The organism is Microbacterium sp. sgz311019, from assembly GCF_056135325.1.
In genome coordinates this window covers 332,225-347,498 of the sequence record NZ_JBWAXO010000002.1, presented here as the reverse complement: position 1 = coordinate 347,498, position 15,274 = coordinate 332,225, and the positions used below count along the sequence as shown (strand labels likewise).

The 15,274-nt window shown below is 71.8% G+C and carries 13 protein-coding genes; 8 read left to right on the top strand and 5 right to left on the bottom strand.

Annotated features, from left to right (window positions below; all coding sequences use genetic code 11):
* The 4 genes from AC0NZN_RS04495 to hutH are packed head-to-tail and all read right to left on the bottom strand — an operon-like array spanning position 1 to position 5,648.
* Positions 1 to 1,230 (bottom strand): formimidoylglutamate deiminase, encoded by a 1,230-nt coding sequence (locus AC0NZN_RS04495; RefSeq protein ID WP_474591064.1) that lies wholly within the window; start codon positions 1,228 to 1,230, stop codon positions 1 to 3.
* A complete protein-coding gene (locus AC0NZN_RS04490; protein ID WP_474591063.1) occupies positions 1,227 to 2,429 on the bottom strand; it encodes an allantoate amidohydrolase in 1,203 nt (400 codons plus the stop codon). The genes AC0NZN_RS04495 and AC0NZN_RS04490 overlap by 4 nt, the downstream gene beginning before the upstream one ends.
* Before the next feature lies 1 nt (position 2,430).
* Complete coding sequence (gene hutU / locus AC0NZN_RS04485) at positions 2,431 to 4,089, bottom strand: urocanate hydratase (RefSeq protein ID WP_474591062.1); 1,659 nt, start codon at positions 4,087 to 4,089, stop codon at positions 2,431 to 2,433.
* Between the two features lie 5 nt (positions 4,090 to 4,094).
* A complete protein-coding gene (hutH, locus tag AC0NZN_RS04480) occupies positions 4,095 to 5,648 on the bottom strand; it encodes a histidine ammonia-lyase (RefSeq protein WP_474591061.1) in 1,554 nt (517 codons plus the stop codon).
* A gap of 61 nt (positions 5,649 to 5,709) precedes the next feature.
* On the opposite strand from hutH, the gene AC0NZN_RS04475 reads away from it, so the two are divergent.
* The 4 genes from AC0NZN_RS04475 to AC0NZN_RS04460 all read left to right on the top strand — a co-directional run bounded on the left by AC0NZN_RS04475 (position 5,710) and on the right by AC0NZN_RS04460 (position 9,052).
* A complete protein-coding gene (locus AC0NZN_RS04475; protein ID WP_474591060.1) occupies positions 5,710 to 6,531 on the top strand; it encodes an IclR family transcriptional regulator in 822 nt (273 codons plus the stop codon).
* Between the two features lie 103 nt (positions 6,532 to 6,634).
* The gene (locus AC0NZN_RS04470) at positions 6,635 to 7,060 is read left to right on the top strand and encodes a MarR family winged helix-turn-helix transcriptional regulator (protein WP_474591059.1); all 426 of its coding nucleotides are present in this window, start codon (positions 6,635 to 6,637) and stop codon (positions 7,058 to 7,060) included.
* A gap of 94 nt (positions 7,061 to 7,154) precedes the next feature.
* Positions 7,155 to 7,757 (top strand): winged helix-turn-helix domain-containing protein, encoded by a 603-nt coding sequence (locus AC0NZN_RS04465; protein ID WP_474591058.1) that lies wholly within the window; start codon positions 7,155 to 7,157, stop codon positions 7,755 to 7,757.
* A complete protein-coding gene (locus tag AC0NZN_RS04460) occupies positions 7,754 to 9,052 on the top strand; it encodes an MFS transporter (protein ID WP_474591057.1) in 1,299 nt (432 codons plus the stop codon). The genes AC0NZN_RS04465 and AC0NZN_RS04460 overlap by 4 nt, the downstream gene beginning before the upstream one ends.
* On the opposite strand, the gene AC0NZN_RS04455 is transcribed toward AC0NZN_RS04460, so the two are convergent.
* A complete protein-coding gene (locus AC0NZN_RS04455) occupies positions 8,973 to 9,983 on the bottom strand; it encodes a LacI family DNA-binding transcriptional regulator (protein ID WP_474591264.1) in 1,011 nt (336 codons plus the stop codon). The genes AC0NZN_RS04460 and AC0NZN_RS04455 overlap by 80 nt on opposite strands.
* Before the next feature lie 137 nt (positions 9,984 to 10,120).
* Here AC0NZN_RS04455 and AC0NZN_RS04450 point away from each other — a divergent pair, with 137 nt between their 5' ends.
* The 4 genes from AC0NZN_RS04450 to AC0NZN_RS04435 are packed head-to-tail and all read left to right on the top strand — an operon-like array spanning position 10,121 to position 15,263.
* Positions 10,121 to 11,374 (top strand): sugar ABC transporter substrate-binding protein, encoded by a 1,254-nt coding sequence (locus tag AC0NZN_RS04450; protein WP_474591056.1) that lies wholly within the window; start codon positions 10,121 to 10,123, stop codon positions 11,372 to 11,374.
* A 4-nt stretch (positions 11,375 to 11,378) separates the two neighbouring features.
* A complete protein-coding gene (locus AC0NZN_RS04445) occupies positions 11,379 to 12,482 on the top strand; it encodes a carbohydrate ABC transporter permease (RefSeq protein ID WP_474591055.1) in 1,104 nt (367 codons plus the stop codon).
* Positions 12,475 to 13,401, top strand: coding sequence for a carbohydrate ABC transporter permease (locus tag AC0NZN_RS04440; RefSeq protein WP_474591054.1), 927 nt, complete (start codon positions 12,475 to 12,477; stop codon positions 13,399 to 13,401). Before AC0NZN_RS04445 ends, AC0NZN_RS04440 begins: the two co-directional genes overlap by 8 nt.
* The gene (locus AC0NZN_RS04435) at positions 13,398 to 15,263 is read left to right on the top strand and encodes a glycogen debranching N-terminal domain-containing protein (RefSeq protein ID WP_474591053.1); all 1,866 of its coding nucleotides are present in this window, start codon (positions 13,398 to 13,400) and stop codon (positions 15,261 to 15,263) included. Before AC0NZN_RS04440 ends, AC0NZN_RS04435 begins: the two co-directional genes overlap by 4 nt.
* Positions 15,264 to 15,274: the final 11 nt, after the last annotated feature.

The following is a 15,274-nucleotide window of genomic DNA, read 5'->3' as shown; positions in this document are numbered from 1 at the left end:
TCATCTCTCCTGGGGGCGCGTGACGCGGCCGGCCACGATCGTCGCGGTGAGGTCGCCCGCGCGGGCGACGAGGGGAAGCTGGTTCAGGTCCGCGCCGCTCACGCGCGGAGATCCGAGGTCGAGCTCGACCGCGTCGAAGGGAGCGCCGACGCGCAGACCCGCGGTCCCGGATCCCGCGTGCCACAGCTGCGCAGGAGAGAAGATGCCGCGGCGCCGCAGGCGCAGCCGCTGGTCGAGCTCGAGGCGGGCGACCTCCTCCCACGGGTCGATCACGGCGTTCTGGTCGGAGCCGACGGCCAGGCGCGCGCCCGCGGCCAGCAGCTCGGGCGCCGGGCCGATGCCGTCGCCGAGATCGGCCTCGGTCGTCGGGCACATGACGATCGTCGCGCCCGCGTCGCCGAGCAGCCGGATGTCCTCGCCGGTGAGGTGCGTCGCGTGCACGGCGGACAGCCGCCCGGTGACGAGCCCGTGGCGCGCGAGCAGCGCGGTCGGGGTGACGCCGTAGGCCGCCAGGCACTGCTCGTTCTCGGCGGTCTGCTCGGAGACGTGCACGTGCAGCGGCACCTCCTGCGGCAGGCCCGCGGCGACCGCGGACAGGTCGGCCGGCTCGACGGCGCGCACGGAGTGCACGGCCGCACCGAGGCTCACGAGCGGATACGCAGCGAGCGCATCGCGCAGGGAGTGCCAGCGACGGAGCCACGTCGAGACATCGGCGTCGCCGAACCGCAGCTGCTCGGGAGCGAGCGGCGCACCGATCCCGCCGCGCAGGTAGAGGGTGTCGAGCAGCAGCAGCCGGATGCCCACCGCGGTGGCGGCCTCCGCGAGCGCGATCTCCATGTCGTGCGCGGCATATGGCGTGCCGTCGATCCGGTGGTGCACGTAGTGGAATTCGCTGACCGCGGTGTACCCGGCATCCCGCATCTCGGTGAACACGGGCGTCGCGAGCTCGCCGTAGCCGCTCGGGGTGAGCGCCGCGGCCTCCGCGTACATGCGGCCGCGCCACTGCCAGAAATCGCCGCCGTCGTCGTGCGTGCGACCACGGAGGCTGCGGTGGAACGCATGCGAGTGCGCATTGACGAACCCGGGGACGACGGCGACGAGGCCGCGGTCGCCGGGCTGGGCGACCGTGTTGAGGTCGATGCCCGTGATGAGCCCGCCGTCGGTCTCGATGCGGACCCCCTGCTCGAAGCGGCCGTCGATCAGGGCCAGCCCGCAGTGGAAGGCGGTCACGATGCCAGCTCCCGCAGGACGTCGGCGAGCGCCGCCGCTCCGGCCTCGCAATCCTCGTCGCGGGCGCCCTCCCCGGGCGCGTGCGAGACACCGGTCGGGTTGCGCACGAAGATCATCGCGGTGGGCACGGAGGGGGCGAGGATGCCGGCATCATGACCGGCTCCGGTCGGGATGGCGGGCACGCCGCCCAGAATTCCGGCGACGCGGTCGGTGAGAGCCGCGTCGAACGCGACGATCGGCGAGAACGACTCCTCGACCACCGTCAGCGCGCAGCCCTCGGCTGCGACGAGCACCTCCGCGCGTGCGAGGGTATCGGCGAGGATGGTGCGCACATCGTCGTCCGCGGCCGCGCGGATGTCCAGCCAGGCCTCGGCGCGCGCCGCGATGACGTTCGTGCCGTTCGGTGTCACCGCGATGCGGCCGATCGTTGCCCGGGCGGCCGGCCCCGCCGCGACGGCGGTGTCGCGCACTGCGAGCACGACCTCCGCGAGCGCGACGACCGGGTCATGACGCCCGGCCATGGGCGTGGTGCCGGCGTGGTTGCCCTCGCCGTCGACGATCAGGCGCCAGCGGCCGTGCGGGATGATGGCGGACGCGGTGGCGAGCGGCATCCCGCGATCCTCCAGATCGACGCCCTGCTCGACGTGCAGCTCGAGGAAGGCGCCCATGCGCCCGAGGCGCTCGGGGTCGGGGCCGATGGTCGACGGGTCGAATCCCGCGGCGGTCCACGCCTCGTCCACCGTCACGCCGTCGCGATCCGCCCGGGCGCGCACGGCTGCCGGCTCCGACGCGCCCACCATGAGCCGTGATCCGAGGCAGGGCAGGCCGAAGCGGCTGCCCTCCTCCTCGGCGAACACGACCAGGGCGAGGGGGCGGGCCGGGCGGAAGTCCTCCGCCTGCAGCCGCGCCACGGCCTCGAGCGCGGACGCGACCCCCAGCGGCCCATCGTATGCGCCGCCGCCGGGCACCGAGTCGAGGTGGCTGCCGGTGGCCACGGCATCCATTCCGGGTTCGCCCCACCAGGCCCACAGGTTGGCGTTGCCGTCCTGCTCGACGGCCAGGCCCAGCGACTGCGCCGACCGGCGGAACCAGTCGCGCAGCGCGAGGTCGGCCTCATCCAGCAGATGCCGCGAGTAGCCGCCTCGCACCGGGTCGCGCCCGATGTGGGCGATCTCGTCGAGCCGAGCTCGAACGCTCACCTCAGGCGTCCAGCATCGGGATCTTCAGGCCGCGCTCGCGGGCGACGTCCTTCGCGTGCTCGTAGCCGGCGTCGACGTGGCGCATGACGCCCGTGCCGGGGTCGTTGATGAGCACGCGTTCGATCTTCTCGGCGGCGAGCGCGGAGCCGTCGGCGACGGTGACCTGTCCGGCGTGGATGGAGCGCCCGATGCCGACACCGCCGCCGTGGTGGATCGAGACCCAGGAAGCGCCCGAGGCCGTGTTGAGCAGTGCGTTCAGGAGGGGCCAGTCGGCGATCGCGTCGGAGCCGTCCTTCATCGCCTCGGTCTCGCGGTACGGGCTCGCGACCGACCCGGAGTCCAGGTGGTCCCGGCCGATCACGATCGGGCCGGCCAGCTCCCCGGAGGCGACCATCTCGTTGAACTTCAGGCCGGCGAGGTGCCGCTCCTTGTAGCCGAGCCAGCAGATGCGCGCGGGCAGCCCCTCGAAGTGCACGGCCTGGCCGGCCTTCTCGAGCCAGCGGTGCAGCGAGGCGTCCTCGGGGAAGAGCTCTGCGACCGCGCGGTCGGTCTTGCGGATGTCCTCGGGGTCGCCGGACAGCGCCACCCAGCGGAACGGGCCGCGGCCCGACTCGAACTGCGGGCGGATGTAGGCGGGCACGAAGCCGGGGAACGCGAACGCGCGGTCGTACCCGCCCAGCTGCGCCTCGGCGCGGATGGAGTTGCCGTAGTCGAAGACGGCGGCGCCCGCATCCATGAATCCGACCATCGCCTCGACATGTGCGGCCATGCTCGCGCGCGCCTTTTCGGTGAAGCCCTCGGGGTCGGCGGCCGCCGCATCCTTCCAGTCCTCGAACGCGATGCCGAGCGGCAGGTAGGCGAGCGGGTCGTGCGCGCTCGTCTGATCGGTGACGATGTCGATCGGAACCCCTCGGCGCAGGAGCTCGGGGAAGACCGCGGCGGCGTTTCCGACGAGACCGACGGAGCGGGCCTCGCCCGCGTCCTTGGCCGCGACGGCACGGGCGATGGCCGTGTCGAGGTCGGTCGTGTACTCGTCGAGGTAGCCGTGCTCCACACGGCGGGCGAGGCGCGACTCGTCGACGTCGACGATGAGCACCGCACCGTCGTTGAGCGTGACGGCGAGCGGCTGGGCGCCGCCCATGCCGCCGGCGCCCGCGGTGAGGCTCAGCGTGCCCTTCAGCGAGTCGCGACCGAGCGAACGCGCGACGGCCGCGAAGGTCTCGTAGGTGCCCTGCAGGATGCCCTGCGAGCCGATGTAGATCCACGAGCCGGCGGTCATCTGGCCGTACATCGTGAGGCCGAGGTCCTCGAGGCGGCGGAACTCGGGCCAGGTCGCCCAGTCGCCGACGAGGTTCGAGTTGGCGATGAGCACGCGCGGCGCCCACTCGTGCGTGCGGAACACGCCGACCGGCTTGCCGGACTGCACGAGCAGCGTCTCGTCGGGCTCGAGCTCGTCGAGCGTGCGGACGATGGCGTCGAACGCCTGCCAGCTGCGCGCGGCGCGGCCGGTGCCGCCGTAGACGACGAGGTCCTCGGGGTGCTCGGCGACCTCGGGGTCGAGGTTGTTCATGAGCATGCGCTTGGCGGCCTCGGCGCCCCAGCTCTTCGCGGTGCGCTCGGCGCCGCGCGGGGCGCGGACGGTGCGGGTGTCGGTGGTCATGGTGTTCACTCCTTCGTGGCAGAGCCGAGTGCGGTCGTGGCGATGGCGCCCGAGATGACGAGCGCCGTGACGGCCTCGATGTCGGGCGAGAGGAAGCGGTCGGGGCCGGGGCCGGCGACCTCGGTGCGGACGAGGTCGCGCACGGCGCTCGTCACCGGCCCGGGCTGCAGGGGTGCCCGCAGGTCGAGCGCGCGGCATCCCGTGATGACCTCGACCGCGAGCACACGCGAGAGCCCGTCGATCGCGCGACGGAGCTTGCGGGCCGCGGCCCAGCCCATCGACACGTGGTCCTCCTGCATCGCGGACGACGGGATCGAGTCGACGGATGCGGGGACCGCCAGGCGCTTGAGCTCCGAGACGATCCCGGCCGCGGCGTACTGGGCGATCATGAGACCCGAGTCGACGCCGACCTCGTGGGCGAGGAACGGCGGAAGGCCGTGGCTTCGGGCGGGGTCCAGCGCACGGTCGGTGCGGCGCTCGGAGACCGAGGCGACGTCGGCGACCGCGATGGCGAGGAAGTCGAGGACGTACGCGACCGGCGCGCCGTGGAAGTTCCCGTTCGACTCGACCCGGCCGTCGTCGGTCAGGACGGGGTTGTCGACGGCGGCGGCCAGCTCGCGCCCGGCGATGAGGGCGGCGTGGGCCATCGTGTCGCGTGCAGCGCCGTGCACCTGCGGCGAGCAGCGCAGCGAGTACGCGTCCTGCACGCGGCCGTCCTCGGGGCCGCGGTGGCTGGCGACCATCGGCGAGTCGGCGAGGAACGCGCGGAGGTTCGCGGCCGACTCGGCCTGCCCGACCTGGGGGCGCAGCGCCTGCAGATCGGCCGCGAAGACGGCGTCGGTGCCGAGCTGGCTCTCGACCGACAGGGCGGCGGAGAGGTCGGCGGTGTCGAGCAGCACGCCGAGGTCGTGCAGGGCGAGCAGCAGCATGCCGAGCATCCCGTCCGTGCCGTTGATGAGGGCGAGGCCCTCCTTCTCGCGCAGCTCGAGCGGGACGATGGATGCCGCGGCCAAGGCCTCGGCGGCATCCATCTCGACGCCCTCGGCGTCACGCACGCGGCCCTCCCCCATCGCCGCGAGCGCGACATGGGCGAGCGGCGCGAGGTCGCCGGAGCATCCGAGCGAGCCGTACTCGCGGACGATCGGCGTGATGCCGGCGTTCAGCATGGCGGCGTAGGTCTCGACGACGACCGGGCGCACGCCCGTGTGGCCGGTCGCGAGGGTCTGCAGGCGCAGAAGCTGCAGCGCACGGACGACCTCGCGCTCGACCTCGGCCCCGGTTCCGGAGGCGTGGGAGCGGATGAGGCTCGCCTGCAGCTGCATGCGGCGCTCGAGGGGGATGAACTTCGTGGCGAGCGCCCCGAAGCCGGTCGAGATCCCGTAGTGCGGGTGGGGGTCGTCGGCGAGGCGATCGACGAGGGCGCGGGATGCGGCGACCTTCTCCAGCGCGCTGCCGGCGATCTCGATCGCGGCGTCATGGCGCGCGACGGCGACGACGTCGGCAGGGCTGAGCGGTGCGGCACCCACGAGGACAGTGCGGAGAACGGGGGCGGAAGTCATAAGCCGATTCCACACCGCGCCACTACCGGGCGCGAGCGGTTCGTGGCATCCTGTGTCTGCCATGCCAGACAGCCCGCCTCAGGTGCCGGCGGCGGACCAGACCCTCCGCATCCTCGCCTATCTCGCCCGCCAGCCGGGCCCGGTCGCGGCCGCGACGATGTCGGCGGCGCTCGGGATCCCGCGCTCCAGCGTCTATCACCTGCTCGGCTCGATGCAGCAGCACGGCTTCGTCGTCCACCTTCCCGAGGACCGCCGCTGGGGTCTCGGCACCGCCGCGTTCGAGCTCGCCGGCGGGTACTCGCGGCAGCAGCCGATCGCCCGCCTGGGCCGGACTCTCATCGCCGCACTCGCGGACCGATCCGGCGAGAGCGCGCACCTCGCCGTGATGACCGGCCGCGACGTGCTGTACGTCGTCGAGGAGCGCGCGCCCCGGCGCCCTGCCCTCGTCACCGACGTCGGCGTGCGCCTTCCCGCGCACCTCACGGCCACGGGGCGGGCGATGCTCGCGCTGCTTCCCCGCGAGCAGGTGCGGGCCCTCTATCCGGATGCGTCGGCCTTCGCCGATCGCACGGGTCGCGGCCCCGCTCGTCCGGGCGATCTCCGCGAGGCGCTGCGTCAGGTGCGCGCCGACGGCTTCGCGACGGAGGACGGCGAGGTCACCCTCGGCCTGCGATCGGTCGGCGTGGCGGTGCGAGACCACAACGGCTGGCCGCTCGCGGCGGTCGCGGTCACGTGGCCCGAGGAAACGGCACAGGATGCGGCCGCGCCCCTGTCGCGGGGTGCGGCCGGCCCGCTTGTGCTGCGGGGAGGGGCGGTGGCGACCATCGCCCCGCTCGTCCAAGCCGCCGCCACCGAGCTCGAGCGAAGGCTGCACCGCCGGTGACGCGCACTCACCGATGTGGTGTCCGTCAGCCGCGGGCGTCACTATGTTCAGACGAGGACAACACGCAGGCCGGCCCGTGGCCGGTGTCCGCCCAGGAGGTTCGATGAACGCAGCACGTACCAGTCAGGATGCGGCGCGACTGGCGATCGCGATCGGCCGGATCAACCGGCGCATCCGCCCGTCCGAAGACGGCATGACGCACGGGCAGCTCTCGGTCCTCTCGACGATCGTTCGATACGGACCGTTGCGCCCCGGCGACATCGCCCGCCGCGAGCACCTCGCACCGCCGTCGGTGACCCGCCTCGTCGCCGATCTCGAGTCGCGGGGGCTCGTGCGGCGCGAGCCCGATCCGGTCGACCGCCGGTCGTTCTTCGTGCTCGGGACACCCCAGGGCGAGCAGGCGGTCATGCGGGCGCGCGCCGAGCGCGCCGCGCGGATCGGAGTGCTGCTGGAGGCGCTCGACGAGGATGAGCACGCCGCGGTGGTCGCCGCGCTCGACGCGCTGGAGCGCATCGCCGAACCGGGCTGAATCCCCCGAAGTCTGAAAAGGGCTTTCACTTCTCGCCTTGCCGGCGTACTCTGAAAGAGTCTTGCGAAATACTCTTTCAGACCCGAGGTGCGCCATGGTGGAACCGAAGCCCGAGATCCGTCGACGACTGGACGACTCCGAGGCCATCGAGGCCCTCGTCCATCCCGTGCGTCTGAACCTCCTCGGCTACCTGATGTCCGAGGGGCCGGCGACCGCATCCGCGTGCGCCCGCGCCGTCGGCGACTCGCCGTCGAACTGCAGCTACCACCTGCGCGTCCTGGCCAAGCACGGCCTCGTGGAGCCGGTGGACTCCGGCGACGGGCGCGAGCGCCCCTGGCGGGCGACCGTCACCGGGCTCGACACGCACCTCGACTCCGCCGATCCCGACCTCGCCGCGAGCGCCGAGGGCATGATCGCGGCCGCCCTGCAGCTCGAGTACCAGCTGGCGCGCGAGCATCTGCGCACCCGCGACCGCCTCGATCCCGAGTGGCGCGAGACGGATGCGCACATGACCTACGGCCTGCGGGTGACGCCGGCGGAGCTGCGCTCGCTCGTCGAGAGCATCGACGCGCTCCTGCGCCCCTACATCGCCGCCACCCGCGGCGAGGCGCCCGAGGGCTCGGCCGTCGCGGAGGTGTCGGTGCTCGCGTTCCCCCGCCCGTCTTTCGGCGCTGCCGAGCCGGGAGGGCGGTCATGAGCAGCGCGTTCGGCATCCCCGCCTTCCGTCGCCTCTGGGTCGCGGGCCTCGTGTCCGACACCGGCGACTGGTTCCTGTTCATCGCGCTGCCGCTCGTCGTGCTGCGCCTCAGCGGCTCGGCTGTCGGCGCGTCGCTCGCCTTCCTCCTCGAGCTCGCGCCGGCGGTCGTCCTCGCGCCCCTCGCGGCGCGGCTCGCGGGGCGGATGGACCGACGCATCCTGATGGTCGGCACCAACGTGGGCCAGGCGCTCGCGCTGATCCCGCTGCTGTTCGTGCGCTCGCCGGAGGACCTGCCGATCGCCTACGCGGTCATCGCCGTGCACGCATCGCTCGCCGCGCTCTTCGAGCCCGCGAAGAACTCGATGCTGCCCGACCTCGTCGAGGCCGACCGGCTGGTGAGCGCGAACGCGCTCATCGGCCTGAACCAGAACCTCGCGCGCCTGGTGGGCGGCCCGCTCGGCGGCATCGCACTCATGGTGGGCGGGCTCGGACTCGTCGTGGCGCTGGATGCGGCGAGCTATGTGATCTCCGCCATCCTCATCGCCACGCTCCCGCGAGCAGCGGGCCGTCCCGCGGGAGAGTCCGAGCGCGACACGGCTCGCGCGCCGATGGGCGTCGGCGCCGCGCTGCGGCTTCCCGCGCTGCGGGCGGTCTACGCGATCATGGGCCTCGCGAGCATCGCGCAGGGCATGTTCCTCGTGCTGTTCCTGCTCTTCGTCACCGATCCGCTGCACGGCAGCGACGGGGATGTCGGGCTCCTGCGCGGCATCCAGGCGATCGGCGCCATCGCCGCCGGACTCGCGCTGGGGTTCTTCACGCGCGGCGCGAGCCCGCGCGCACTCACCGTCGGCAGCCTCTTCGCCTTCGGGGTCATCTCGCTCGTGACCTGGAACCTGCCGAGCCTCACCACACAGCTCTGGCCGTACGTCGTGCTGTTCGCGATGGTCGGCGCACCGGGCGTCGTCATGATGACGGGCGTCATGAGCATCATGCAGACCGCCGCCGCACCCCGCGAGCGGGCCGCGGCGTTCGCGGCCGTCGGCCTGGTCGCCGCCGTGGGTCAGTCCGTCGGCATCCTCCTCGCGGGACTGGCCGGCGATCCGGCGCTCCTCGTCCCGCTCCTCGACCTGCAGGCGTGCCTGTACCTCGCGGCGGGCCTTGTGGGTCTGATCTGGATGCGGGCCCCCGCCGCCGCGCGCGCGGCCGAAGCGGCCGCTACGCCTCCGGACGGCGAACGACCAGTCGAGGCTCCACGAGCACGTGCGCGCGACCGGGAGTGGCCGAGCGGGGACTGATCGCGGTCCGCTCCCCCATCAGCAGCTCGAGCACGCCCTCGGCCACCTTCTCGGGCAGCTGCTCGACGCTGGAGATACCCAGCGCCTCGACGGCGGGCGTGTTGTCGAAGCCGATCACCGGGATGTCTGTGCGGGCCGCCGTCGCGGCCAGGTGAGCGCCGATGGCCAGCACGTCGCTCGCGCACACGATGGCGTCGAAGTCGCGCGACTCGAGGGCCGCCGTCGCGGCGGCACGACCCTCCGCGACGCTCTCCACCGCGGTGAGCCGGGGCGCAGCGGGCAGGCCGGCTCGGGCCTCCCGCCATCCCCGTTCACGGTCGTCGCCGGTGCCCGACCCGCCCGGCCAGCCGAGGAACGCCACCCGCGGGCCCACCTGCGACATCGCGTACTCGGTCGCGGCACGCGTGCCGGCGGCCCCGTCGACGTCGACCCAGAGGTGGGCCGGATCCTCGATGTCGTCGACACCCCAAGGACGCCCGAACGACACGAACGGCAGATCGCGCTCGGCGAGCCAGACCGTGCGCGGGTCGCCGTGGAAGGTCCCGGTGATGACGACGGCGTCGATGTCGCCGCCGTCGGCGAGCTCAGCCATCCGTGCGATCTCCTCCTCGGGAGACCGCGCCGCGTACACGAGCACCCGCTGCCCCCGCTCGCCGGCCCGCTCCGTGAGCGCGTGCACGAACCGATCGAGCACCACACCGGAGATGCCGCCGGCATACGGATCGAGATGGATGCCGATGGTCGAGCTGCGCTGCGTACGCAGCCGGCGCGCTGACGCGTGGGGCGCGTAGCCCAGGTCCGCGATCGCCGCACGGACCCGCGCCCGCGTCGCCTCGCGCACGATGTCGGGCGAGTTCAGCACATTGCTGACGGTCTGACGCGAGACTCCCGCGGCATGCGCGACGTCCTCGATCGTCGCGGCTCGACGCATCGTCATCCCGGTCACCACCCCTTGACACTTGTGATGGCAACACCATATCTTGTCTCTGCGCCCAAAATTTGAACGATCAAATTTCCCACGGTAAGTTCGATGTCCGGGCGCTCACCCATTGAATCGAAGGAGATCTGATGTCGCGACACACAGCACGCGCTGCGATCGCCGCGGGCGGCACCGTCATCGCCGCCCTCGCGCTCGCCGGCTGTGGCCAAGGGTTCAGCAGCGGCGGCTCGACGGGGGCCGCAGACGGCCTGACCTCGTCGAAGAAGCCGCTCACGCTCATGATCGGCTCCAGCGGCGACGCGGAGACGAAGGCGGTCCAGAACGCCGCGACAGCCTGGTCGAAGAAGTCGGGCGTCGATGTCACCGTCGTGCCCGCGACGAAGCTCTCGGAGCAGCTGTCGCAGGGCTTCGCAGCCGGATCGCCGCCGGACGTGTTCTACCTGTCGACGGACGCGATCGCCGGGCTCGCCCAGAACAAGTCGCTGAAGGCCTACGGCGACATGCTGGGCAACAAGGGCGACTTCTACCCCTCGCTCGTGAAGAACTTCAGCGTCGACGGCACCTCGTACTGCGCGCCGAAGGACTTCTCGACACTGCAGCTGATCATCAACACCGACCTGTGGACCAAGGCGGGCCTCACTGACGCCGACATCCCGAAGACGTGGGATCAGCTGGCCGAGGACGCCAAGAAGCTCACGAGCGGCACCACCAAGGGCCTGGTCTTCAGCGGCGAGTACGCGCGCATCGGCGCCTTCATGGCCCAGGCGGGCGGCCGCCTCGTGTCCGAGGACGGCAAGAAGGCCGAGGCCGACAGCGACGCCAACGTGAAGGCACTCGACTACGTCAAGCAGCACCTGAACGACGGCACCTTCGCCTATGCGAAGGATGTCGGAGCAGGATGGGGCGGCGAGGCGTTCGGCAAGCAGCTCGGCGCGATGACGATCGAGGGCAACTGGATCACCGGCGCCATGCAGAACGACTACCCGAACGTGAAGTACGAGGTCGTCGAGCTGCCTGCCGGGCCCGCGGGCAAGGGCACGCTGCAGTTCACCAACTGCTGGGGCATGTCCGCCGCAGGCAAGAACCAGAAGGCCGCACTCGACTTCATCGAATACCTGACCTCCGCCGACCAGCAGCTGACCTTCTCGAAGGCCTTCGGCCCGATGCCGTCCGTGAAGTCGGCGGCGGATCAGTGGAAGTCCGACAACGCCCCGCTCGTGCCGTTCCTCACCGGCGCGGACTACGCGCAGGGCGTGCCCACGAACGCCGGTGCCGCCGACGTCGTCGCGGACTTCAACTCGCAGCTCGAGACGCTCAAGACCGCGGATCCGAAGACGATCCTGCAGTCGGTCCAGACGAACCTCGAAGCGGTCGTCAAGTAACGCCATGACCGCTCCTGCCGTGCCGAAAACGGCCTCAGCCTCTCCCCGCGGCGCATCCTCCGGGATCCGCCGCGGGGAGGGGGTGGCGGGGTGGCTCTTCATCCTCCCCGTCGTCCTCATCCTCGGTGTCTTCCTGTTCATCCCGGTGCTCATGGCGCTGTGGGTCAGCTTCTCCGACTGGAACGGCAACGGCAGCCCGTTGTCGCCGAGCGTCAGCTTCGTCGGCTTGCAGAACTACGCCGACGTCACGACCAGCGGCGGTCTCGCCGAGCGCAACTTCGGCCTGTCGCTGCGCAACAACGCCTGGTACGTCGTGCTCGTGGTGCCGCTGCAGACGGCGCTGTCGCTCTTCCTCGCGGTGCTCGTGAGCCGTGCAGTGCTGCGCGGCCGCGGGTTCTTCCGCACGGCGTTCTACTTCCCCTCGGTCACGAGCTCGGTCGCCATCACGGTGCTGTGGCTCTTCCTCTTCTCGACGACCGGCGTCGTGAACCAGATCATCGCCATGCTGGGCGGTCACGGCCCGAACTGGTGGCAGGACCCGCGTGGCCTCTTCCACCTGCTATCGGGCGACACCCCGGGGCCGCAGATCCTCACGCAGGGGAAGTTCCTCGGCGTCACCTGGTGGGAGTGGACCGCGGGCCCGTCGGTGGCCATGTGCGCGCTCGTCCTCATGGCGGTGTTCACGACGAGTGGCACGTTCATGCTGCTCTTCCTCGCCGCGCTGCAGAACATCGGCCCCGAGCTGGCCGAGGCCGCCATGATGGACGGCGCCAATGGATGGCAGCGCTTCTGGCGCATCACGCTCCCGCAACTGCGCCCCACGCTGTTCACCGTCGTCACGCTCGGCCTCATCGGCTGCTGGCAGGTGTTCGACCAGATCTACACCGGAACCCAGGGCGGACCGGCCAAGACGACCCTCACGCCCGCCTTCCTGTCGTACCAGGCCTCGTTCCAGGACCAGAAATGGGGCAACGGCGCCGCGATCGCCTTCATGCTGTTCGTGATCATCATCCTGTTCACGCTCCTGCAGCGCTGGGTGCTGCGCGACCGTCCCGTCTCGCGGCGCCGCATCCGCGCCTACCAGCCGAAGGGAGCGCAGCATGACTGACTCCGCCGTTCGTGAGGCCACCGTCACGACTCCTCCGGCGAGCCCGCCGCCCTCGCCCTCTCGCCGCCGCCGCCGCAGCAGCAGCGGGCGTGGCGGCTCCCGCTGGAGCCAGATCGCCCTGTACGCGCTGCTCGTCGCGATCGCACTCGTGTACATCTACCCGTTCCTCGTACAGGTGTCGACGTCTTTCAAGACCGAGTCCGAGGCGGCCGCCGACCCGATCTCCCTCATCCCGCAGACCTGGTCGTTCGCGGCCTACGAGCGCCTGTTCGCACACAGCGACTTCCCGCTGTGGTTCGCGAACTCGGCGGTCGTGACGATCTGCGTGACGCTCGGCCGGGTGTTCTTCGTGTCGCTCGCCGGCTACGCGCTGGCGCGACTCCACTTCCGCGGGCGCGCCCTGATCTTCGCCCTCGTGGTCGGCGTGATGGCCGTGCCTGCGGTCGTGCTGCTGATCCCGAAGTTCCTGGTGCTGAACCAGCTCGGCCTGTACGACTCGTACTCGGGCATGATCCTGCCGCTGCTGGTGGATGCCGCGGGCGTGTTCATCATGAAGAACTTCTTCGAGTCCATCCCGGTCTCGGTGGAGGAGCAGGCGCGCATCGACGGCGCCGGCAGCTTCCGCATCTTCTGGTCGGTCGTGCTGCCGATGGCGCGGCCCGCACTGATCACGATCGTCATCCTGTCGTTCCAGGGCTCCTGGAACGAGCTCGCGCACTTCATCGTGTCGACGCAGTCGCCTCAGCTGACGACGCTGACCAAGGGCGTCGCGGGACTCGCATCCGGTCAGCTCAGCCAGGGCAGCCAGTACCCGCTGAAGCTCGCCGCCGCACTCCTCATGACCATCCCCGTCGCCGCGCTGTTCTTCGTCTTCCAGCGCCGCATCATGAACTCCAGTGAAGGAGCCGTCAAAGAATGACTTCGGGTCGACAGCCCTATCTCCACGACGCCGTCATCGCGCTCGCAGCCCCGACCCAGGCCTGGTCGCGCGACACCGGTGACATGCTCGCGCCGATCGACGGCGTCTACCACGGCGACCGGCGGTTCATCAGCGGGATGGCCCTGCAGTGCGCGGGAGCGGTGCCCGAGCCGATCGGAGCCGCGCAGTCCGACATCTCGAGCGTCGTGTTCGACGCCACGGTGCGCGAGGTCGACGACCCGTCACCCGATCCGCACGTGCGGCTCACGCGCCGTCGGTCGCTCACCCCCGGCGCCGTCACCGAGACGATCACGCTCGCGTCTGTCACCCCGGACGCGGTGGATGCCGTCGTCGCTCTGCGGATCAGCCCGGACTTCCGGCAGCTGCAGGAGGTGAAGGCCGGCCTCGGAGGCGCGCGTGCCTGGGATGCACGGCTCGAGGGCGAGACCGCGACCGTCACGGCCGAGCACGCCGAGCTCGTGCTGACCGCCGAGGGCGGCGTGTGGCACCGGAACGAGGGCGAGCTGGAGGCGACGTGGTCGGTCCAGGTCGCGCCGGGGGATGCCGCATCCCTCACCCTCTCCGCCGCCATGCGCGATGCGCAGCTCGTCGTGCAGGCTGCGTCGCCCGTATCGTGGCCGCTCCCCGATGTGGATGTCGACCCGCGTCTGGCCGCCTGGGTGCGCACGGCGCTCGGCGATCTCGCCGCGCTGCGACTCGCCCTCCCCGATCACCCCGACGACGCGTTCCTCGCCGCCGGTGCACCATGGTTCCTCACGCTCTTCGGGCGCGACAGCCTGTGGGCCGCGCGGCTCCTGCTGCCGGTCGACGCGGGGCTCGCGGCATCCACCCTCCGCGTCCTCGCCCGCCTGCAGGGCACGAAGGACGACCCGGACACCGAGGAGGAGCCGGGCAAGATCGCGCACGAGCTGCGCGCCAGCGAGTTCCGCATGCCGGGCGAGGGAATCGTGCTCCCCCCGCTCTACTACGGCACGGTGGATGCGACCGCGCTCTGGGTGAGCCTGCTCGTCGAGGCGGCGGAGCGCGGGATGCCGGAGCCCGAGGTGCGCGCGCTCCTGCCGAACCTGCGGGCCGCGCTCGACTGGATCGTGCGCAGCGCCGGCGACGGCTTCCTCTCCTACATCGACCGCTCCGGGCGGGGCCTCACGAACCAGGGCTGGAAGGACTCGGGCGACTCGATCCAGTGGCGCGACGGGTCTCTCGCCGAGGGGCCGATCGCCCTCTGCGAGGTGCAGGGCTACGCCTACGAGGCGGCCGTCGGAGCCGCCGGGCTCCTCGACCGGCTCGGCGAAGGCGGCGGTGACGACCTGCGCTCGTGGGCCGCAACGCTGCGCCGGCGGTTCGCGGAGAGGTTCTGGGTCGAGACGCCCGAAGGCCGCTATCCCGCCGTCGCGCTCGATCGCGACGGTCGCGCGGTGGACACGCTGACCTCGAACATCGGTCACCTGCTCGGCACCGGCATCCTCTCCCCCACCGAGGAGCGGGACGTCGCGCGCCTTCTCGTGGGCGCGTCCATGTCATCCGGGTTCGGCATCAGGACGCTGTCGACGGATGCCGGCGGCTACTGGCCGCTCGGCTACCACCGCGGCTCGGTGTGGGCGCACGACAGTGCGATCGTCGCGCACGGGATGCTCCGCGCCGGCCTCCGCGCCGAGGCGCTCGGGGTGGTCGACGGCCTGCTGCGTGCGGCGATGTCGTTCGGATTCCGCATGCCCGAGCTCCACAGCGGGGATGCCGCGTCCGACCGCGCTGTGCCGGCCCCGTATCCGGCGGCGTGCCGCCCGCAGGCGTGGTCTGCTGCCGCAGCGATCACCTGTCTGGAGATCGTCCGCGCCGGGTGACGGGCGCCGCA